Annotated in this window: 23 protein-coding genes; 5 read left to right on the top strand and 18 right to left on the bottom strand. The window is 26.4% G+C overall.

Annotated elements, in window-relative coordinates:
- Positions 1 to 51 precede the first annotated feature (51 nt).
- The 4 genes from HW276_RS05980 to HW276_RS11795 form a co-directional block, all read right to left on the bottom strand.
- Positions 52 to 306: a Txe/YoeB family addiction module toxin gene (locus HW276_RS05980; RefSeq protein ID WP_071124928.1), complete on the bottom strand. Its 255-nt coding sequence runs from the start codon at positions 304 to 306 to the stop codon at positions 52 to 54.
- The gene (locus HW276_RS05975) at positions 299 to 553 is read right to left on the bottom strand and encodes a type II toxin-antitoxin system Phd/YefM family antitoxin (RefSeq protein ID WP_178936481.1); all 255 of its coding nucleotides are present in this window, start codon (positions 551 to 553) and stop codon (positions 299 to 301) included. The genes HW276_RS05980 and HW276_RS05975 overlap by 8 nt, the downstream gene beginning before the upstream one ends.
- A gap of 161 nt (positions 554 to 714) precedes the next feature.
- Positions 715 to 1,098, bottom strand: coding sequence for a hypothetical protein (locus tag HW276_RS11800; RefSeq protein ID WP_255460358.1), 384 nt, complete (start codon positions 1,096 to 1,098; stop codon positions 715 to 717).
- Between the two features lie 13 nt (positions 1,099 to 1,111).
- The gene (locus HW276_RS11795; protein WP_255460356.1) at positions 1,112 to 1,609 is read right to left on the bottom strand and encodes a hypothetical protein; all 498 of its coding nucleotides are present in this window, start codon (positions 1,607 to 1,609) and stop codon (positions 1,112 to 1,114) included.
- Positions 1,610 to 1,879: 270 nt separating this feature from the next.
- Between HW276_RS11795 and HW276_RS05965 the strand changes: the two genes are divergently transcribed.
- The 5 genes from HW276_RS05965 (at position 1,880) to HW276_RS05945 (ending at position 9,922) form a co-directional block, all read left to right on the top strand.
- Positions 1,880 to 2,530 (top strand): YdcF family protein, encoded by a 651-nt coding sequence (locus HW276_RS05965; protein WP_178937783.1) that lies wholly within the window; start codon positions 1,880 to 1,882, stop codon positions 2,528 to 2,530.
- Between the two features lie 150 nt (positions 2,531 to 2,680).
- Positions 2,681 to 4,477, top strand: a complete 1,797-nt coding sequence (gene lepA / locus HW276_RS05960) for a translation elongation factor 4 (RefSeq protein WP_178937782.1) — start codon at positions 2,681 to 2,683, stop codon at positions 4,475 to 4,477.
- A 225-nt stretch (positions 4,478 to 4,702) separates the two neighbouring features.
- Positions 4,703 to 5,341, top strand: coding sequence for a 3'-5' exonuclease (locus HW276_RS05955; RefSeq protein ID WP_021746583.1), 639 nt, complete (start codon positions 4,703 to 4,705; stop codon positions 5,339 to 5,341).
- Between the two features lie 51 nt (positions 5,342 to 5,392).
- Entirely contained in the window at positions 5,393 to 8,653 is a 3,261-nt protein-coding gene (locus HW276_RS05950; RefSeq protein WP_178937781.1) for a DUF3427 domain-containing protein, read from the top strand.
- A 147-nt stretch (positions 8,654 to 8,800) separates the two neighbouring features.
- Complete coding sequence (locus tag HW276_RS05945) at positions 8,801 to 9,922, top strand: site-specific integrase (protein ID WP_178937780.1); 1,122 nt, start codon at positions 8,801 to 8,803, stop codon at positions 9,920 to 9,922.
- A gap of 350 nt (positions 9,923 to 10,272) precedes the next feature.
- Here the strand turns inward: HW276_RS05945 and HW276_RS05940 are convergent, their stop codons facing one another.
- From HW276_RS05940 to HW276_RS05875, 14 genes are all read right to left on the bottom strand, one after another.
- Complete coding sequence (locus HW276_RS05940) at positions 10,273 to 10,641, bottom strand: helicase (RefSeq protein WP_178937779.1); 369 nt, start codon at positions 10,639 to 10,641, stop codon at positions 10,273 to 10,275.
- 4 nt (positions 10,642 to 10,645) lie between these two features.
- On the bottom strand, positions 10,646 to 12,151 hold the full coding sequence (murJ, locus tag HW276_RS05935; RefSeq protein ID WP_178937778.1) for a murein biosynthesis integral membrane protein MurJ: 1,506 nt from the start codon (positions 12,149 to 12,151) through the stop codon (positions 10,646 to 10,648).
- A 47-nt stretch (positions 12,152 to 12,198) separates the two neighbouring features.
- Positions 12,199 to 12,909, bottom strand: coding sequence for a ScpA family protein (locus HW276_RS05930; protein WP_178937777.1), 711 nt, complete (start codon positions 12,907 to 12,909; stop codon positions 12,199 to 12,201).
- A 3-nt stretch (positions 12,910 to 12,912) separates the two neighbouring features.
- A complete protein-coding gene (locus HW276_RS05925; RefSeq protein WP_178937776.1) occupies positions 12,913 to 13,914 on the bottom strand; it encodes a bifunctional riboflavin kinase/FAD synthetase in 1,002 nt (333 codons plus the stop codon).
- A gap of 214 nt (positions 13,915 to 14,128) precedes the next feature.
- A complete protein-coding gene (locus tag HW276_RS05920) occupies positions 14,129 to 14,632 on the bottom strand; it encodes a polymer-forming cytoskeletal protein (protein WP_178937775.1) in 504 nt (167 codons plus the stop codon).
- 202 nt (positions 14,633 to 14,834) lie between these two features.
- Positions 14,835 to 15,683, bottom strand: coding sequence for a hypothetical protein (locus HW276_RS05915; protein WP_178937774.1), 849 nt, complete (start codon positions 15,681 to 15,683; stop codon positions 14,835 to 14,837).
- A gap of 25 nt (positions 15,684 to 15,708) precedes the next feature.
- Positions 15,709 to 17,232, bottom strand: coding sequence for an NAD(P)H-hydrate dehydratase (locus HW276_RS05910; RefSeq protein WP_255460355.1), 1,524 nt, complete (start codon positions 17,230 to 17,232; stop codon positions 15,709 to 15,711).
- A gap of 20 nt (positions 17,233 to 17,252) precedes the next feature.
- On the bottom strand, positions 17,253 to 18,104 hold the full coding sequence (gene hisJ, locus HW276_RS05905) for a histidinol-phosphatase HisJ (RefSeq protein WP_178937773.1): 852 nt from the start codon (positions 18,102 to 18,104) through the stop codon (positions 17,253 to 17,255).
- Between the two features lie 42 nt (positions 18,105 to 18,146).
- Positions 18,147 to 18,569: a hypothetical protein gene (locus HW276_RS05900; RefSeq protein ID WP_178937772.1), complete on the bottom strand. Its 423-nt coding sequence runs from the start codon at positions 18,567 to 18,569 to the stop codon at positions 18,147 to 18,149.
- Positions 18,570 to 18,599: 30 nt separating this feature from the next.
- The gene (hisIE, locus tag HW276_RS05895) at positions 18,600 to 19,253 is read right to left on the bottom strand and encodes a bifunctional phosphoribosyl-AMP cyclohydrolase/phosphoribosyl-ATP diphosphatase HisIE (RefSeq protein WP_060918006.1); all 654 of its coding nucleotides are present in this window, start codon (positions 19,251 to 19,253) and stop codon (positions 18,600 to 18,602) included.
- Between the two features lie 120 nt (positions 19,254 to 19,373).
- Positions 19,374 to 19,694: a nucleotidyltransferase family protein gene (locus HW276_RS05890; RefSeq protein WP_218974997.1), complete on the bottom strand. Its 321-nt coding sequence runs from the start codon at positions 19,692 to 19,694 to the stop codon at positions 19,374 to 19,376.
- Positions 19,695 to 19,742: 48 nt separating this feature from the next.
- The gene (hisF, locus tag HW276_RS05885; RefSeq protein ID WP_178937771.1) at positions 19,743 to 20,498 is read right to left on the bottom strand and encodes an imidazole glycerol phosphate synthase subunit HisF; all 756 of its coding nucleotides are present in this window, start codon (positions 20,496 to 20,498) and stop codon (positions 19,743 to 19,745) included.
- A 72-nt stretch (positions 20,499 to 20,570) separates the two neighbouring features.
- Positions 20,571 to 21,287, bottom strand: coding sequence for a 1-(5-phosphoribosyl)-5-[(5-phosphoribosylamino)methylideneamino]imidazole-4-carboxamide isomerase (hisA, locus tag HW276_RS05880; protein WP_178937770.1), 717 nt, complete (start codon positions 21,285 to 21,287; stop codon positions 20,571 to 20,573).
- A 325-nt stretch (positions 21,288 to 21,612) separates the two neighbouring features.
- Positions 21,613 to 22,281, bottom strand: a complete 669-nt coding sequence (locus HW276_RS05875) for a hypothetical protein (protein ID WP_255460354.1) — start codon at positions 22,279 to 22,281, stop codon at positions 21,613 to 21,615.
- Between the last annotated feature and the right edge of the window lie 66 nt (positions 22,282 to 22,347).

Genomic DNA, 22,347 nt, shown 5'->3' with positions numbered 1-22,347 from the left:
TAAAGAGTGGATTAAGTGCCACTCTTTTTAATTTATTGTAAAAAATTAATTTTAATAATGTCCTCTACAAGAAATTATCCATAAAACCCCATTTTCATCAATGGCATAAACAAGCCTGTTAGTTTCGTCAATTCTTCGACTAAATCCTTTTCTATATTTCAAAGCTTCAGGTTTGCCTATTCCATTCAATGCTCCATTTCTTTCAATATCTTTTATGAGTTCGTTAATCCTTTTTAAAGTTTTTTTATCTTGAGATTGCCAATATAAATAATCTGCCCAGCCATCATCAGTCCATAATTTATTCATCGTCAACCTCGATTAAATCGTGGACTTGTCCTTTTCCACTTTTCATCTGAGAAAATCCTCTATCTATTTTTGCAAGATATTCAGCATTTTGGACTGCTTTCAAAAATTGATTATATTTTTCAAGATTTATTAAAACTACATTTTCTTCATTTTTTCTTGTTACAATTACATCTTCATTTTCTTTCACTGCTTTATCACAATAACTTTTTAAATTATTTCTCATAGTTGAAAAACTTACCGCTAACATATTTATTACTCCTTTTATAATTTCTTGTACAATTTATTATAGTTCTTTTTGTACAAAATGTCAATTAAAAAATAAAATAATAAATTGACAATTATGATAAAATCTACATTTTTCATCTGAGAATATCATCTATCCTTTTTTGGAAGATAATGTATTTTTATTTAAAAATTTTCTTTAAACCTTTCAAATATTTCTTCTATTTCAATATCATTATAAATATCTTTATAGGCAACAATAATAATTTCAAGCTCTTTTAAAAAATCTTCTTTTGAAATTCTTTCTAAATTCATTTCATCCCTATTATCTCTATATCGTTCAAAGTTTAATTCCTTACCTTTTAAACTTTTATTTTCAATATCAAAATTTTTCTCTTTGTATAAAAAGCCAACATTTCCAAAACTTTCATATTCTAAATCTTTTGAATAATATTCTATTTTAATATCATTTTCTATTTCTATTCTATATATTTCAGAATATTTTTCTTTTTCTTCAATTTGAAAATAATCAACTCCATTTATTCTAAAAATTCTCTTTTTGTTAAGCATAAATTCTTTTAATCTATCTTTTCCAAGAAGACAAGAAAAAAATTTCTTTTTTATACTCGTTATATTTTAATAAGAAATTTCTTAATTTATCTCTTTTAAATAAATTTTTTAAATCAACATTTATTCTAAAATTTTTAAATTTTTCCATATATTTTATATAATTATGCAATTCTTGTTCAACAAAACTTATTAAGTTAGCATAATTAGCAATATTTTCAAAATAGTAAATTAAAAAATAAGAAAAAAGTTCTTCATAACCATAATAAACTCTAATTTCACTATCAGAATTACACTCAGAAATATATAATGCTGTTTCATCGGTTTCATTCCAGCCATTATTAATATACATACCCTGATCTTCAACTATTGTAGTTTTTGTTGAATTATCTTCGTATATATTTGAAACTACATATGGAAAATTTCCTATTTCATTTACTAAATTATTAAAAAAATCATATTTATTCATTCCTAATTCTTCATAAAAATTATCTTTTATTTTTTTGATTCTCATTTTTATCTTTTCCCTTTTTTTTATTTTCTTAAATATTTCAATAGTTTTTATATAATTTATTATAGTATTTTTTAAAGAAAACATCAATAAAAAAATAAAAACAAAAAATTGACAATTATTGTAAAATATAATAAAATATTTAAAAGAGTTTTTAAAGTTCAGGACTATAGTGATTTTACATCTATCGTGAAAGAATAATTATTTAAATGGTTGTTTCAGAAATGAAACAGCCTTTATTTTAAGAAAGGATATTTTTAAAATCGAAAATTTATGAAGAATACAATTATAACATTAATAAAAATTTCTATCATCATATTTATTTTTTTATTTTGCTTTGTACAATATTTCATAATAAAAGAATATATAACTGATAGAAAAGCCGTAAATGAAAATAAAAAAGTAGATTATGTAATAATACTGGGGGCAAGAGTAAAAGGAGAAAAGCCTGCTAAATCACTTATGGAAAGGATAAAGGCGGCAACGGAGTATTTAAAGGAAAATCCAGAAGTTAAGGTTATTGCAACTGGAGGGAAAGGGAAAAATGAAGGTATTGCAGAAGGGGTAGCCATAAAAAGAGAACTCTTGAAAAATGGAATTAGTGAAGATAGGATTATTTTGGAGGATAAATCTAAGAATACGGTTGAGAATTTTAGATTTAGTCTTGAAAAAATAAGAAATAGTGAAAATGGCAAGAATAAAAATTCTGAAAATAATGGAAATCGAAAAATAAAAGTATTGATTGTAACGAATGATTATCACATTTTCCGTTCTAAAAATATTGCTAGAAAAGTTGGATTTGATAATAAAGATTATGAAATTTATGGTCTTCCGGCAAAAACACCATTGATTTCAATTCCACAATCGTATTTTAGAGAGTTTTTATCGAATGTGAATTATTTTCTTTTTCAGTTTAAAAATTAAATAATTTTGGTAAAATATTTTTTATAAAGACTATGAAAAAATACAAAATTATTATATAATATAAATAATGTTGAGTAACTGGGCTTGGATAAAGTAGTTGCTCATTTTAAAAATACACTAAAAAAATAATAAACGGAGGAATTAATATAAATGTTGGATCAAAAAAATAAAAGAAACTTTTCGATAATTGCACATATTGATCACGGAAAATCAACTATTGCAGACAGGCTATTGGAAAAAACAGGGACTGTGACTCAGAGGGAAATGGTAGATCAGCTTCTGGACAGTATGGATTTGGAAAGGGAAAAAGGGATAACTATTAAGGCACAGGCGGTTACGTTGAAATATAAGGCTAAAAATGGAGAAACTTATGAATTAAACTTAATTGATACTCCAGGGCACGTTGACTTTATTTACGAAGTATCGAGATCGCTTGCAGCTTGTGATGGGGCCTTGCTTGTAGTTGATGCTGCTCAAGGGATAGAGGCACAAACATTGGCAAACGTATATTTAGCTTTGGAAAATGATTTGGAAATATTGCCTGTAATAAATAAGATTGATTTACCATCTGCAGATCCTGATAAAGTTAAATTGGAAATTGAAGATGTTATAGGATTGCCGGCTGATGAGGCGGTTCTTGTTTCTGGGAAAACTGGATTTGGGATTGAAGACTTGCTGGAAGCAATTATTAAATATATCCCAGCACCTAAAGGAGAAATTGACAGTCCTTTAAAGGCATTGATTTTTGACTCGCATTATGATGACTTTAGGGGAGTTATTACATACATCAGAATAATTGAAGGTAAAATTGCAAAAGGAGACAGAATTAAGATTATGTCTACCGAAAAGGAATTTGATGTACTGGAAGTTGGAATTTTCTCACCTAAAATGAAGGAAGTAGATGAATTAACAGTTGGATCAGTTGGATATATTATTACTGGAATTAAGTCAATTAAGGATACACAAGTTGGAGATACCATTACACATGTGCAAAATCCGACAAATACTGCACTTGAAGGATACCGTCCTGCATTAAGTATGGTTTTTGCTGGAATTTATCCAGTTTCAACAGATGACTATGAAGATTTAAGAGAAGCATTGGAAAAATTGCAGTTGAATGATGCTTCATTATCTTATGCTCCAGAAACTTCACTTGCGTTAGGATTTGGATTTAGATGTGGATTTTTAGGACTTTTGCATATGGAAATAGTTGTGGAAAGATTGCGCCGCGAATTTAACATTGACTTGATTTCAACAGCACCATCTGTTAAATATCACGTAACACCTGAACAGGGACAAATGATAGTAATTGATAACCCTGCAGAATTTCCAGAAGGGAAAAAATATATTGAAGAGCCTTATGTAAAGGGTACAATTATTGTTCCAAAAGACTATGTTGGAAATGTGATGGAACTTTGTCAGGAAAAAAGAGGAACATTTATTAATATGAATTATCTTGATGAAACGAGAACTATGATCAGTTATGACTTGCCACTTGCAGAAATTGTAATTGATTTTTATGATAAATTAAAATCACGTACAAAAGGTTATGCTTCATTTGAATATGAAATGATTGGATACAAAGAATCAGATTTGGTAAAAGTAGATATTTTGGTAAGTGGAAATCCGGTAGATGCCTTTTCATTTATTGCACATAAGGATAATGCCTATTACAGAGGTCGTGCAATAGTTGAAAAATTAAAAGATGTAATTCCAAGACAGCAATTTGAAATACCATTACAGGCTGCATTGGGTACAAAAATAATCGCAAGGGAAACAATTAAGGCACTTAGAAAGAATGTGCTTGCAAAATGTTATGGTGGAGATATTACACGTAAGAAAAAATTATTAGAAAAACAAAAAGAAGGTAAAAAACGTATGAAAGCGATTGGAAATGTAGAAATTCCACAAGAGGCGTTTTTATCAGTATTAAAATTAAATGACTAATTTATATCTTATATAAATATGAATATAAAAATTAGACTTGTTCGATAATTATACAAACTTAGAATTTATGAAATAAAAATATTTTGGAAGAAATGGTATTGATTCCTTGTGTATAGATAAAAAGTTTTATATTATCGAACATATCTATTGATTAAATAATCCAAAAGTTTATTCGATGTAAAATTATAAAAAAGGTAGGAAAAAACAAAAAGGAAAGAGAAAATAGTGAATAAAGAAATAAAATTAAATAAGAACATTATATTTTTTGATGTGGAAACAAACGGATTTCAGGGAAGTTCTGTTTTGTCGATGTCTGCGATAAAGGTTAATTATAATTCTGAAAATTCTGGAGAAGAGAGAAACAAATGGAAAAAAGTTTCTGAATTTAACAGATTTTATTTTAGAAATGAAGGCGAAGAATTAAATGAAGGTGCAATTAATGTAAATGGATTGACAGATGATGTAATTTTAAGTGAAAGGAAAAATATTATTCAAAATACAGGAATTGAATATCCTTTGACTTTTAAGGAAGATATGGATAATTTCTTTTTATTTTGTCAGGATACAAGCCATTTTGTCGCTCATAACATAAAATTTGACAGAAGTTTTGTAGATTTTCCATTGCAAAATCAATTTGATACAATGCTAACAAATATAGATATTGTAAAAGTAACAGGTTCTTCCTATGGAAACTACAAATGGCCAAAATTAATGGAATGTGCCAATTATTATAATGTTCCATTTGAAGAAAGTCAATTACACGGAAGTTATTATGACGTTTTAATAATGTTTAGAATATTTTTTAAAATGATGAAGCATAAAACTGGAAATAAGAGAATTTTAGAATTTTTAGAAAAAGAATAATTTAAAGAACTTAAATTCTTGTAAAAATTAATTAAAATAAAAGGGGTGAAAATGAGTATTTTAGCAAAGAAATCTGAGTCAAGTAATTTAGTAAATGCAAAAGAAAAAAATGATAATTTTCTGGAAATGACTGAATACAAGGAAAATTTGGAATTTGAAGTTCTGGAAACTTTTTCAGATAAAATTTCTAATTTTATTGAAAAAAATGATTATCAAAAAGTTATTGAATTTACTGAAAAACAATTGTATTTGTTAAATCAGGCATTTACAGATGAATCAGAAAAAATAAAAATTCAAAATACTGATTTTCACTTTGAGTTGCCGTTAAAACGAAAAAATAAAGATATAATCGGAAATATAAATGAATTAATTATAAACGAAAAGGCTAAATTTCGTAATTTTTTTATTTATTTAAAGCAGGAATTGCTAAACTGTAAAAAATTCTATTTTATTGTAAGTTTTATAAGATATTCGGGGATTCAGTTATTAATAAGCACTTTGGATGAACTTGAAAAACAAGGGATTCAAGGAGAAATTATAACATCTGTTTATCTAAATATTACGGATTCAAAGGCATTACGAAAACTTTTATCGTATAAGAATATAAAAGTTAAGATTTATAATAATTCAAGTGAGAGTTTTCACACAAAAGCATATTTATTTGAAAAGGAAAAATATCATAGTGTTGTAATCGGATCATCTAATATTAGTCAAAGTGCATTGTATTCGGCAGAGGAATGGAATGTGAAGCTAACAGATAGCAGTTTTTTTAATATTTATGGAAAATCGCTAAATCAGTTTGAGAAGTTGTGGCATAGTAATGAAGCAATAGAATTGACACAAGATTTTATTGATGAATATGAAAAATATAAAAAATCTGTAAATGTACAAAATACTTTTGATTATAGAAAAACCAAAATTGAACAAGAAAATGAATTTGTACCAAATAGCATGCAAAAAAGAGTTTTGGGAAAGTTGAAGGAAACAAGAGAAAATGGAAATAAAAAGGGCCTTGTAATTTCTGCAACTGGTACAGGAAAAACCTATCTTGCCGCAATGGATATAAAACAGTTTTTTGAAATTTCTAATACTGAAAATAAATTATTTGAAATAAATGATAAAAAATCAAAAACTTCAAACATAAAATTTTTATTCATTGCTCATCGTGAAGAGTTGCTAGAAAATGCAACAAATGTTTTTTCAAAAATCCTTAAAATTGACAAAAATGAATTTGGAAGAATTTATGGCGGTTTAAAGGAAATTGATAAAAATATAATTTTTGCTTCGATTCAGTCTTTAAGAAATTGTTACAATGAATTTAAGCCTAGTTTTTTTGATTACATTATAGTTGATGAATTTCATCATTCAATGTCAGACAGTTATTTAAAAATATTATCATATTTTAATCCAAAATTTCTATTAGGATTGACAGCGACTCCAAAACGTATGGATGGCAAAGACATTCTATCACTTTGTGACTATAATATTGTGGATGAAATTGGAATAAAAGAGGCTTTGGAAGAGGACTTGGTTGTGCCTTTTCATTATTTTGGAGTAAATGATTATATGATTAATTATGATAATATTCCTTACAAAAATGGGAAATACAATGAAAAAATATTATTAGAAAATTTATTATTGAACACACGTACCGATTACATTGTTAAAAAAATCAATAAATTTGGCTTTGATGGTGATGAACTAAGTGCTGTTGCATTTTGCCAGAATATAGAGCATGCTTTTTTTATGAAAGAAGAATTTTTAAAAAAAGGTTATAAATCGGCTGTGATCACAGCAAATACAAGTCCAAACGAAAGATCAGAAATTTTAGAAAAATTCAAAAACAAAAAAATTGAAATTTTATGCGTAGTAGATATTTTAAACGAAGGAATTGATATTCCAACAATTAATTTACTGCTATTTTTACGTCCCACAATGTCGTCAACAATTTTTATACAGCAAATTGGGAGAGGATTGAGAAAGGCTAAAAATAAAGACTTTGTGACAATTATTGATTTTATTGGAAATCACAAAAAAGATTATTTATTAATAAATTATTTTTCAAGTGAAGTTGATAATAAAGATACTTTATTCACAAAAAAAGAAAAAATTATAAATGAAATTAAAAATCAATTTTCAAATATTCCAAAATCTTGTTATGTGGAGTTAGATAGAATTTGCCAAAATCGTATTATTGAAAAAATAGAAAAAATCAATTTTAGTTCAAAAAATATTTTAAAGGAAATGTATTTAGATTATAAAGCTGAAATTGGAAAATCAGAAAATGAAATTTTAAAAGTGAGTGACTTTGATACAAATATTGAATTATTTCAAGAGTTATCCCTAAAGTTAGGCTCATTTCATAATGCACAATTACAATTTGAAAATTCTGAAATTAAACAAAATAAAATATTTTTATTAAATTCAGAAGAAACTGAATTTTTGGCATATTTAGAAAAAAAATTAACGATTGTAGAGCCGTTTACGTATTTGATTGTAAAATATTTGATAAACAACGATTTTATAAATTTAGAAATTATTGTTGATGAATATAAAAATTATTTTAATATTAAAGATAATTTTCAAAAAGAATATGTAATAAATCGTATTTTTACGGAATTAGTTGAAGATGAAATTTTGGAAAAAAATTCAACAAAAAATAGATTATTTAAAATTTCAAAAAAATATAATAAAATATTTGAAAATAAAAAAGAAAATAATGATGAAATAAATTTAAAACTTATAGATTTAGATAATTCTCAAAACACAAATTATAATTTTAAAAACAGGCTAGAAGATTTACTATATTTAGGATTATCAGAATTTAAGAAAAACAATAATCTTTCAATATTTAATGAAAATATCTTGATTCCATATAAAAAATATAAAAGAATTGAACTGCAAATCTTACTGGACTCAAAAGTTCCAAAAGGAAGCTGGAGAGCAGGTTATGCCAATACAGATAAAGATATTTGCCTTTTTGCAACAATTGATAAAACTCATATTTTGCAGGAAAATTTAAAATACGACAATTCTCTTTTTGCAGACGACATAATTCAATGGATAAGCCAGCCTAAAACTGCTCATACTTCAAGTGTAGGAAAAATGTTTATAAATCATAAGAAATTGGGATATAATGTGCATATATTTATAAGAAAATTTGCCTTTATGGATGGCAATAAAACTAATCCATTTATTTATTTGGGAAAAGCTGATTATTATAAAAGTTCTGGAGATAAGCCAATGAGGATTTTGTGGAAATTAGAAGAAAAAATACCACAGGAATTGATATATGAATTGTATAATTTATAATATATAGGTTAAGAGTTTTGCGTAAATTCAAAATATAATATATTATAGTACAGGATGGTATTTTTATGATAAATTTTTCGATTATTTTATTAAATAGAGATAAAAATATGGTATAATTATTTAAGATTAAAAATAAGGAGATTAAAAATGCCAGTTTACTATAATGCAGATAAAAAAACATGGTATGCGATGTTTTATGCTAAAGATTACAAGGGTGTAAATAAAAAGTACAAAAAAACTGGGTTTAAGAAGAAAAAGGAAGCTCAGGAATATGAATATGAGTTTAAGAAAAAAATTGCTAAATCTGTAAATATGTCATTTCAATCGTTGTATGAACTTTATTTTGAGGATTATAGCAAAAGACATAAACCTACAGCTATCAATACTGTGGAAAATTTTTTTAGGTTACATATATTGCCTTTTTTTGGCGATGTTGAGATTAGTAAGATTAATTCCTATATGATTCGGGAATGGCAAAACGAGATGCTGGAAAAGAAAAATGAAAATGGAAAGCCGTTTAGTGAGAATTCTAAAGCTAATATTTATGCAGCTTTAAAAAGTTTGTTTAATTGGGCTACAAAATATCAAGGATTGAATGAAAACCCTTGTAGAAACATTGGATCGTTTGGAAGTAAAAAAAATCGGTCTGAAATGAAGATCTGGTCTGTTGGAGATTTTGAAAAATTTATAGATTTTCTTGAATTAAAAAATAAAGAAAAAAACGGTAAATATTCTGACGCAATTATTATATTTAAAGTCTTATTTTGGACTGGATTACGAATTGGAGAAGTTTTGGCGCTTACATTTGATGACATTAATTTGGAGGAAAAATTTATAGATGTAAATAAAACTATTTCTCGAATAAATAAAAAAGAATATGTAACCACTCCAAAAACTTTGGGGTCAATAAGAAAAGTTCTTCTTCCTGAAATTCTTATTTCAGATTTAAAATCATACTTTTCTAAATTTGAATTAGAATTACAATTAAATAAATCAAAGACTTTAAACTCTCAAAAAGTATTTAATTTAAAAAATTCTCAATTACGTTATATTTTAGAAAAATATAGCATCCAGGCAGGTGTTGAAAAAATAAGACTTCACGATTTTAGACATTCCCATGCTTCATATTTGTTATTTATCCAAGCCGACATTACCGCAATCAGCAAACGCCTAGGACATGATAATCTACAAACTACCATAAATACTTATTCTCATTTATATAAAGATGCTAATAAACAACTTGTGAAAAAGTTAAATAATAACAGTTGAATTATTGACATTTAAGTGTTATACTATAAATATAAAGGTAAATAAAGTTTTAGGCAGAAAAAACATACATTGAGAAAAAAACTAAAAAAATAGAACTTTTATAGAACTTTTAAATTTTAAAAATGGCAAAGTAACCCTTATTTTATAATATATGTGGCCAAAAATTCTATTTAAGGTTCACATAAATCAAAAAAAGTTCTAAAAATCAATGAAATACAAAATAAAAAACTGTTTTATCAAAATAAAGCGATTTAAAGCAATAAAAAATCATCGACGATAAAAAGTATGGCTTAATCAATTTTAAGCTCTTATATGGCTTTTTACACGATGATTTTTTTTAGATCTTATTTTTATTTTTTATAATATCTATAGTGTATATTTTTTTCTTTTAAAAAATTTGAATCTTTTGCCATAAAGGCTGTCAGAACAAATCTGAGATTTTTTACATTTTTGTGCTGCGAAATTACTACAAAATAATTTAGCTTTCCAATTTTTTTCTGATAAAAATGTTCTTTACGGGATTTTGACTGTTTTGTTACGAAATCTGGATTTTCCAAAATTTCTTTTATAATTTCCAATGATATTTCAGGATGCTTTGGAAAAATATGTTCTTCAAACTGATTTTTGCTCATTACAACTTTTTGATGCAGTTTCGCTTTAAATTCATAAACTTCTATTCGTTTTCCTGTCTTTGTATATCTAATTTTTTCTTTTATCATAACTTTACCATTTTCTTCTTCTTTTCAAAACTTTTCTTATTAAATCTTTTCTAAAAGTAAATATCAAAGCAAACCAAATAATCAAATATATTATTGCAAATATAGTTAAATTAACAACAATTCCATATTTATTCTGAAATTTTATCACGCTTGAACTCCAATAAGAAATCATCGAAGTTACAAATGTCACTCCTAAAATTGCAATGTATTTTAAGTTTCTTAATTTTACATATTTTTTGTTTAGCGAAATATATAAAATTATAAAGTTTACCATTGCAGAAAATGAAGTTGCGAATGTCAAACCAACATGTCTATATTGCTTATACAAAAGTGAATCTAAAACTATGTTTATAAATATTGCAGTAAAAGATGAAATAACAGGTGTTTTTCTATCTTTGTAGACATAATGGCTTCTTGTAAGAAGGTGTATTGTTGAGAAAAACAGAAGTCCCAAAGCATAAAACTGTAATGTTTCTGAAGTAACTTTTACAGCTGCCGCATTAAATTTCCCTCTTTCGTAAACTAATCTTACTATTTCTTTTGCATATCCAAATAAAATTACACTTGATGGAACGATTAGAAAAGATAGCATATATAATCCTTGATGAACAACTCTTCTCACTGTTCTGTTATCATTTTTTACAACAGCTTTTGACAATGTCGGGAAAATTACAACTGCTAGTGAAATTGCAAAAACTCCTATTGGAAGCAAGTATAATCTACTTGCATAATTTAATGCACTTGCGGTTCCAGCTGGAAGTGAAGTTGCAAACCTGTTGTCAACAATTTCATTTATTTGATAGCCAAAAATTCCGACTAATGTTGGAACCATTAAAACAAACATTTCTTTTACATATTCATCTTTTAAGTTTAAAATAAATTTATATTTTTTCATAATTTGAAAAAATTGTGGAAGCATTATCACTAACTGAAAAACTCCTGAAAGCAAATAAGCTACACCAAGTCCATAAATTCCCATTTTATTTTTTAGCATTAAAGTTCCAACTATGATTGTCAAGTTAAATACAATTCCCATCGACGCTGAAACTGCGAATTTTTTGTAATTATTTAATAGTGACGATACGACTCCAGATAGTGCAATAAATAAAAAATAAAAAGCTACGATTTTCAATAAGTTATTCGCTGCATCAAATCTTTTTGGATCGTTAAAACCTGTTGTCACTTTTAAAATTTGTTTAGAAAAGAATATCATAATTACAGAAAGTGTCGATGTAAATGCAACTATTAAGTTTAAAAGTGAAAATACAAAGTCATCTGTTCTCTCTTTTCCCTCTTCTGCCATTCCACGGTTATAAATTGGAATAAATACCGTTCCAAGCGATCCTTCCCCAAATAATGTCGTAAAAAAGTTTGGAATTTTTGTAGCGCTGACATAGGCATCTGTCATTCCAGTCGCTCCAAAAACGCTTCCGATAATCATTTCTCTTATGAGTCCTAAAATTCGACTTAACATATTTATTATCATTACTATAAAACTAGATTTAAACATTAAAATTAATTTCCTTTCTTTCTTTTGATTTTCTATTTTTATATTTCTTATTTTATGGATTTAATAAAAAAATTCTTTTCTTCTACAATTATATCAATTTCTCCATTTTTAAACATATCTAAAATGCAAAGAAATAAAGTTACTATCCTAGATTTAGAAAACTTATTTTTTAACAGATGATTAAATTCTACTTTTCGATCTCCCTTTATAATTTCAGAAATTTCATTATGAGCTTCTTCTGTTGAATAATTATCATCTTCTAAATTTAGAATCATCCTTTCTTCAAAATTATTTTTTTTTATCATTTTTGAATTAATCAAATTCTTTAGGCTTTTGAATAAATTATCTAAATTTAGGCTTGAAATGTCATATTCAATTTCACTTCCTATACTTTCTGTTCCTGTTCTTGTATAAGGAACATTATATTCGTTTTCATATTTTGAAAACAATTCAGAAATTTCCTTAAATAATTGATATTCAATTATTTTTTTCTCTAAATTTTCAATCTTTTCAAATTTTTTATCCCTATTTAATATCGAATAAGCCTTAATTTCAATTAAATCAGTTGCCATTATTAAAAATTCAACCTTTATTTTTAAATTTAATTCCTTTTGCGCATGAATATAATTTAAATAGTCATCTATTATTTGTGAAACATTTATCGAATTTATATCCATCTTCTTTTTTTCAATTAAATGAAGAAGCAAATCAAGAGGCCCTTCAAAATTTTCAATTTTTATTTGTATCATATTTTCCATATTCTACCTAATTTCTTCTTCTTTTTGATATTTATCTGAAATTTTATTTTTCCAGTACTTAGCATCTTTTCCAATCTGCTCCTTCAGTTCTTCAACCGAACTAAATTTTTTTTCATATCGAATATTTTCCAAAACTTCAATCAAAATAATTTTTCCATAAATATCTTCACTAAAATCAAAAATATTAGTTTCAACACTAAGAACTCCAACATCAACTGTAGGATTTCTCCCAATATTCATTACTCCGTTATAAACCTTGTCATCACCTTGAATATGAATCTTCACCCCATAAACTCCAAATTCTGGATAAATCTTATTTTCAAATTTTAAATTTGCCGTAGGGAAGCCAATAACTCTTCCAAGTTGTTTCCCATAAATAACCTCCCCAAGAATAATGAAATTATGTCCAAGAAGTTCCCTGACCTTATCAAAATTACCTTTCTTAATATAATTCCTAATTCTTGTACTGCTTATAACTTCTCCTTCTTCATCCAGCACAGCATCTTGAACATTTAATTTTATATTTCTCTCTTTTAATAATTTTTCAAGTATGCCAACATTCCCAGATTTCCCTTTTCCAAAAGTAAAATTAAATCCACAATAAACTTCATCTGCATTCAATTCATTAACAATTACCTTTTCCACAAATTCTTCAGGCGAATAATTCCTAACTTTTTCAAACTGCTCCAAATAGAGATAGTCAATTTCATTTTTATTTAGTAAATAAGCCTTTTCAGAGCAAGTCGTTATTTTAGTCTGCTGATTTTTAGGATATTCACTAAAAGTATAAACTATTGTTTTTAATCCTTTTTCCCTTGCCCTCTTCACAGCCTTTCTCAAAATTACTTGATGTCCTTTATGAATCCCATCAAAATTTCCTAAAACAGCAATATTTTTATTACATTTTATTTCTTCAATATTTCTATGATAATCAGGAATTTCTGCATTAACACAATATTCAATAATCTCCTTTATTTCTGCTAAATTTTTTGTAATAAATTTCATCAACTTTCATTCCTTTTTTATTTTTTTATTATTTAAAAAATATCTTATAGACATATGCTTAATATTCATAATATTTACTTTATTAGATTTTATCATAATTTCAATTTAATGTATAGTGAAAAAAGAACAATGCTGAAAATTAATACAAAAAAAATAGTTATAGACTTAATCAAATCTATAACTATTCCTTTAATTAATTTTTATTTTTAAACTTTTACAGTTCCTTGCTGTTCTTTCCATTAGCATCTGCTTTTGGTTTTCCTTCAACTTTTTTATCTTCTTTTTTACCTTTGTTTTCTTCTTCCTTTATAAGAGCAATCTTTATTTTTTTTCTTCCTTCAAACAATCCACCCTCTTGAATTACAAACACAGCCGATGTTATTGTAGCATAAACCTTTCCTGTATTTCCAATTTCAACTTTATCTGCCACAATTTCTCCTGAAACTTCTCCATCTACAATAACTGTTTCAGCAGTAATATTCCCTTTCACTTGCCCAGTTTTTCCAACATGAACAAGTTTATTTCCTTTAATATCACCATTTAACACACCTTCCATATTAAATACAGAATTTGTTTCAATAGTCCCTGTTATTGTTGTTTCCATTGAAATTGTACTAATTCCATTTGTATTTTCATCACTATCTGCTGAAAATTGTCCGTTAAATCCTGTGTTTTCTCTTTTTTCCTTCGCTTTTTTGTCACTAGAAAATAATGCCATTTTTCTTTCCTTCTTCCTTCTTTTATTAAGTCAAATATATGTTATAGTATACTACATTTGCTTTGATTTTTCAAATGTTTTTTTAATAATTTGTGTTTAGATATGTTATTATAGTTCTATTTATTTTGTTTTTTTTCTTTATTTAATTTTATATTAGTAAAAATATAATTTTAATTTGTCGTATCTTAGTAAAAACTGCTATTTATTTTTTAAAAAATCGGCTATAACTAGCCAAATTAAATTTTTCAATATTATCCATAAATTCATCAAAACTCTTTGCAACTTTTACCAACTCAAATGAGAAAAGTACCATATCATCTGCAAAATAAATACCTTTATCAATTTTATTAAGAAAAAATAAATTTGAAAATGCTCCATTATCGTCATAATCGTTATCTAAGTACAGATCATTCCAAACACAAACATAATTTTGTAAAAAATGTCTCTCATATTGAATATTCAATAAATTTTCCAAGCTGACAAGTTTATATAATAAAATCTTTTTGTGAAATAAACTTTCAGATTTCTTTCTTAGCTTTTTCATTTTTTCCCAAGTTGTCCCAGCATACTCCTTGATAATCTCTCGATATTCTTTAACTTCTTCCAATGAAAATCTTTTCAAAACTTTAGAAATTTCCAGTTTTAATTCATTCATAAAATCTATAACTTTTTTATCCCCTTTATCAATTTTTTCATTAAAAATTTCTCTATATATTTTATCAAATATCTCTTTAAATTTTTTTATTTTTTCAAAATCAATAAAATTATCAAAACTTTTTTCTGAATCTTTTAAACGAATAATTCCAAACAAAGTTAAAAAAATTCTTTCAACAAAACTGTACTCTCCATCATAAAGAAAATCATCAGAAAAATCCATACTTAAAAATGAAGTTTTTACATTGTCTTTAAACAAAATAACTTCATATTCTCGCAATAGTTTTTCATATTTAGTTGGAAACATTTCAAAAAATTTAGAATTAAAATAATCACTCTCACATTCTCGTTTTCTGCTATTCTCAAAATCAATATTATTGTAAATACTACTTCTCATTAAGTTTCTCACCTTAAAAATTAAATTACACTTCAAAAATTTCTTTCATACATTCTGAAACATTTTCAATAATATGACTTGCATTCACAATATACTGTTGCTCTACCAATTTATCAGCTATTTTACCATGCAAATATGCCCCTATACAAGCAGATTCCACTAACCCATATTTTTGCCCCGCCAATGAACAAATTATGCCAGTCAAGCAATCTCCCATTCCTCCATTTGCCATACGGGAATTTCCTGTACTATTTACAAAAAGAGTTTTCCCATCTGTAATAACTGTATTTTTTCCCTTTAAAAGTAAAGTTATTCCATATTTTTGAGAAAAATCTTTTGCTATTTCAAATTTATTCCTATTAATTTCTTCTGGAGAAAATCCTGATAACCTTGAAAATTCAACTAAATGTGGAGTTAATACGCTTCTATTTTTTACTTTTTCAAAAAGTCCTTTATTTTTAGACAATAAATTCAAAGCATCTGCATCCAGCACAAGTTTTATCACATTTCCTTTATTATTTTTCTCAATACTAATTAGTTTTTCAAATATTTTCAATGCCTTCTGACTTTTCCCAATTCCAGGCCCAATAGCAATCACATCACTATTTAAGATTTCATTTTCCAGTTTTTCAAAATTTTCTTCTATGTTTTCAAAATTTATCGGAAAACTCATGGCTTCAGGAACAAATACGTTAAGTGAAAAATTATTTTTATCAGTAATTACAGTTGTAAGCCCAGCTCCACTTCTTACACACGATTTTGCCACAATATTCCCTGCACCATAAAATCCACTACTTCCAGCAAAGATTAATACTTTCCCAAAATCTCCCTTATGGGAATTTTCATCTCTTTTTATATGAAAACCTTTTATTATTTCAGATGTCAAGTAATACTCACTGACAATATGATCAATATTATTTTTATTCAATCCAATATTTTCAATAATCACTTTTCCTAAATATTCTTTTATATCTGATTTTAAAAAGCCTTTTTTGTATGTGACAAAAGAAATGGTAACATCAGCTTTAACAGATACTCCCATTATTTCTCCAGTATCGCCATTAATTCCAGATGGAATATCAATCGCATAAACTTTTTTATTTTTAGAATATTCATTTATCTTCAAAACAATATCTTTATAAATGCCTTTTATTTCTGAATTTAACCCTGTTCCAAAAATCCCTTCAACAACAACATCACATTCTAAAAGCAGCTTATCCAATTCTTCCAACTTATAAAAAATTTCAATTCCTGAATTTTTACAAATTTCATAATTTACAAAACAGTCATTGCTCATATTTTCATCACTAATACAAAAAATTTTAACATTCTTATCTTTTGAAAATAACTGCCGTGCAATCGCATATCCATCGCCTCCATTATTTCCCTTTCCACAAATAATAAGAAAATTATCTTCATTCTTTCCAATATGCTTTGTAAATGAAATCGCCGCATTTTCCATAAGCACAATACTCGGTATTCTCAATTCATTAATCGCATAGCTGTCAATTTTTCTTGTAGTTTCATTTCCACCTAATAACATTTTCATCACCCCATTATGTCCTGTTTTTAAATATTAAAATCCTGAAACTTTCCATCTTTTAATATTTTAACACTTTTAAATCCAATTTTTCGTATAATTTCCAAACTCTCATCAAAATAAAAATCAATGTTTTTAGTTTCATGTGCATCAGAAGAAATGGTAATTGGAATATTTTTAGCTAAAATTCTTTCAAGTATAAAAAAACTTGGATAAGGTGTCTGAGTCCATCCACGTGACATTCCTCCTGTATTAATTTCAATAATTGCTTCAGACTTAGCAATTTCATCCAATACATATTCGACTTTATTTTTATACCATTCAGTATTTTCATCAAAATATTTAAAATCTTTATTAAATTTTTTTACCAAATCCAAATGCCCAATAATATCAGGCTTTTGAGTGTGCACCATTTCCACAATATTATCAAAATATGCTTCAATAAATGCCTTTTCATCTCCATTTGCATAATTTTTTATTCCATACTCTAAAATTTCAGGCGTATTATCAACACAGTAATACTCATCTTTTTCTTTATCCTTTATATAATGAACCGATCCAATTCTAAAATCAAGTCCTAAATTTTCATCAAGTTTTGGATTAAATCCTGAATAGAAATCAGCCTCAATACCAATATAAACTTGAATTCTATCTTTATATTTCTCTTTCAAATCTTTTAATTCTTTCAAATATTCCAATGTTCCTTTTTCAGACATACAATATTCCGTATCAAATTTTGTAAAAGAATGCCCTGAAAGGCCAACACTTGTAAATCCTTTTTCTATTGCTGTTAGAATATAGTCTTCAGGATTGTTTTTACCATCGCAATAAAATGTATGAGCATGAAGATTTGATGGGAAAATTATTTTTTTAATTTGCATTTTTATCAGCTCCCTGTATTGTGATATTCTGTATTAAGTGACTTAATTATTATTTAAATAAAGTCCATCTATTAATTCATCAAAACTATATGCAATTGTAATAGATTGAAACTCTGCTCTTGTATGAGTATCAAATACTAAACGAATTTTTTTGTCGCGTTTTGAAAGTGTTAGCATATTTTCATATCCGTCTATATCATTTAATACAAATATAAAAACCGAATGCCACTGATACTGATATTTATCGGAAAAATTTAATTTTTCAATAAAGAAAATATTACCCCTCCAATTTTTACAACATGTTCCAAATTTAAAATATAAAATATCATATTCTTCAAAAAGAAAACGATATTTCACTATTTCACATTCGTTGAAAAATTCATCATTAAAAATTAAACTTTTTCCAGTTCTTTTTATACTTTTCTCAAAATCTATGATTTCTTTTAAATGATTTTTATTTTCCATATTGAATCCCCTTTTTAAACAAATATTTTTTTACTTTTCTCCACCCATCTTTTCCTGCTTAACTTTATGGTCAACAACGTGTCTTTTAGCTAGTTCATCTTTCACGTCTTGAATAGTAAGCCCTTGCTCAATCATTAAAACCAAAGTGTGATAATATAAATCTGCAATTTCATATCTCAATTCATCATTATCATTATTTTTAGCCCCAATTATAACTTCCGTACATTCTTCTCCAACTTTTTTCAAAATTTTATCAAGCCCTTTTTCAAATAAATAAGTCGTATAAGATTTTTCATTTGGATTAATTTTTCTATCTTTTATCAATTCATAAAGTTTTTCAGGCGTAAAACTGCTATAATCTTCTGCTTCAAATAACGAGTTAAAAAAGCAGCTCTCAGCACCAGTATGGCAAGCAGGCCCATCTTTTTTTACTTCCACAAGCAAAGCATCCGCATCACAATCATATTTTACCGAAACAACATGCTGATAATTCCCTGAAGTTTCCCCTTTTAGCCAAAGTTCTTGTCTACTTCTGCTAAAAAAGCAAGTTTTCTTATCTCTTAAAGTTATTTCAAGACTTTCTTTATTCATATATGCAAGTGTCAGTACTTCTTTTGTATAATAATCCTGTATTATCGCAGGAACAAGCCCTTTTTCATCAAATTTTATTTGCTCTATATTCATTTTTACCTCTTTTCTAAAATTATTTATTTTAATATTTTAATTTTTCTCTCAATAAGTAAATATATTTTAATAAATCTTCCATTTCAAAAACAGAAACTTCGTAAATCATTTCTCTTTCTTTTACACATAAATTACACTCCGTAAAATTTCTTCTTTTATTTCATCTTTATATTTCTGAACTTTTGGATTTTTAAATTTATACTCAAACATACTTTCATCAACTAAATCCACTTTTTTTTGAAAAATTTCTTCAAGTCTTTTGTGTAAATTACAAAAATTTTGATACATTCCCTTTTTAAATTCCATTTTTACAAGAATATCGATATCACTATTAGCAGTATCACTATTTTTAGAAAAACTACCAAAAAGTCCTAATTTTAAAATTGAATATTTCTTTTTATTAATTTCTTTTAATTTTTTTAAAATTTCTTCTTTTTTCATAATAATTTCCTCTTAGTTCATTTTTAAAATTTTTCTTATTAAAAAATATCAAATTCTCATATCAACACCATTACTCTTCAAATACTTTTTTAACTCCATAATTTCCACTTCTTTAAAATGAAAAATCGAAGCTGCAAGTCCCGCATCAATTCCTGGAATTTTAAATAAATCTCTAAAATGCTCCATATTTCCAGCTCCACCTGATGCAACTATTGGAATTGACAATTTTTTTGATAAAATTTCAAGTAATTCTAAGTCAAATCCATTTTTAACTCCGTCTGTGTCAATACTGTTTACAACAACTTCTCCAGCACCATTTTCCTGACCATTTACAAACCACTCTATCGCGTCAATCCCAGTATTTTCTCTTCCACCTTTTGTAAAAACTTTGAATTTCCCATCAACTCGTTTTACATCAACTGACAAAACTACACATTGATCTCCATATTTTTTCGCAGCCTCTTCAATTAATTTTGGATTTCTTATTGCCCCAGAATTAACACTCACTTTATCAGCCCCAGCTTTCAAAACTCTATCAAAATCATCCAGCGTATTTATTCCACCGCCAACAGTAAGCGGAATAAAAATTTGACTTGCTACTTTTTTCAAAATATCTGTAAACAAGCCTCTTTCCTCAACCGAAGCCGTAATATCATAAAAAACAAGCTCATCAGCTCCAGATTTATTGTAAAATTTAGCAAGCTCAACTGGACTGTCAACTTCTTTTATCCCAGTAAAGTTCACACCTTTCACCACTTTTCCATTTCTCACATCAAGACATGGAATTATTCTTTTTGCAAGCATTCTTATACCTACTTTCTTTGTTAAATTTATTTATTTAGCTTATTATAAATTTTCATACATAATTAAAAAATATTATTTACTAATTTCTAAAACTTCCTTCAAATCAAGATTTCCCGAATAAATAGCCTTTCCCACAATTGCTCCATAAATATGATTTTTGTTAAGCTCTTTAATCTCATCTAAAAATGTAATTCCGCCTGAAGCAATAATGTCTGAATTGACTACTTTCGACAATTTTTTATAAATTTCAAGATTTGTTCCGCTTAACATTCCATCTTTTGAAATATCAGTATAAATTATTGTTTTCACACCTATATTCGATAATTTTTTGCAAAATTCAACCGAGTTCAATTCTACAGTTTCAGTCCATCCTTTAACCGCAACTTTTTCATCTTTCGCATCTACAGAAACTGCAATTTTATCGCCGTATTTTTTTACCATTTCCTTCAAAAATTTTTCATTTTCAACGGCAATCGTTCCTAAAATAACACGATTTACTCCCAATTCAATATATTTTTTTATTCTTTCTTCATCACGGATTCCACCACCAACTTGAACAAAAAAATCACTTTTTTCAATCAATTCTTTTATAACTTCATAATTTTTTGTATTCCCATCTTTTGCCCCATCCAAATCCACAATATGAAGATTTTTTGAATTATTTTTATTAAAAAAGTCCAAAACTTCAACAGGATTTTTAAAAAATACTTCCACTTGGTTATAATCCCCTTGTCTTAATCTAACTGCCTGTCCGTTATGTAAATCTATCGCTGGAAAAATTTCTATCATTGTTATTTTCTCCTTTTATTTTTAAAATTTTTTATCATTTGTTAAACTTTGAAATTTTTAACAATAATATTTAAGATAAAAATTCTTTTATTGAATTTTTATGTTGTTACTTTTACAATGATTATTCATTTTTAAAATATCAATCAAACATATTTATTTTTTTTAAATTTTCTTCAAACAATTTTTTATTATTATAGAAATCATTTTTATTTGCCCTTGCCAACTCTGATTTTATAAACCAATTCTGATACTTACTATAATCTAATATTTCTTTATCAGGCTTATTTTTTCCTTCAAAATTTTTATAATAAAAATCAATTGCATCCTATGTACGATTCTCATTTAAATAGAAACTTATTGCAAACCATCCCATTGTTAATTTATATGCCCAAGCCTGTTCATCAGAAATATGTGATTCTTCCGTTTTTTTCTTATCATCACACATTTTCATAATAGAATTTAAGCTTGCAAGTGCTGTTTTTTCATCTGTTTGCATAATATTCCAAATTGCATCTTCTCCTATTGTATATGTTACAGCAATTCTAGTAATCAAATAATCTGGATATTTTTCTTTAAGTATTTCATAATTTTTATTGTAAGAATCAAAATCTCCCTTATTGGAATAATACATATTTGAAAAAAACAATTTCGACACTTCATAAGGATTATATTTTTCATATCGTTTTAAATTATTTAATTTCTCTGCATCACTTTTTCCAAGTGCATTATAAATATTTATCAAGTTTTCTGACAGAACAAAATTCTTCTCATTCTTTTTCAACAATTCTTCAATCTTTAATGCCAATTTTTTTACTTTTTCTCTGTCAGGTTCACTCACTACATTAGGCATTTCCTTATCCAATTCTATTGTTTTTAATATTATTTCTTGAGAAACTTCTAATTTTGATAAATCCTGACTTATCATCTCGCTTCGACTTTTCGCATTCAAATTCACTATTGCAAAAATACTCATCAATAATATTATCTTCTTCATAAATACCTCTTTCTCAATTAATCAAAACCAATTAAAAATGATAAATTAAGTAAAATAATCACAATG

The organism is Leptotrichia sp. oral taxon 417 (genome assembly GCF_013394865.1).
Classification (GTDB): domain Bacteria; phylum Fusobacteriota; class Fusobacteriia; order Fusobacteriales; family Leptotrichiaceae; genus Leptotrichia; species Leptotrichia wadei_A.
The sequence above is the reverse complement of the archived record's forward strand: the minus strand, read 5'-3'. Positions and strand labels throughout refer to the sequence as shown.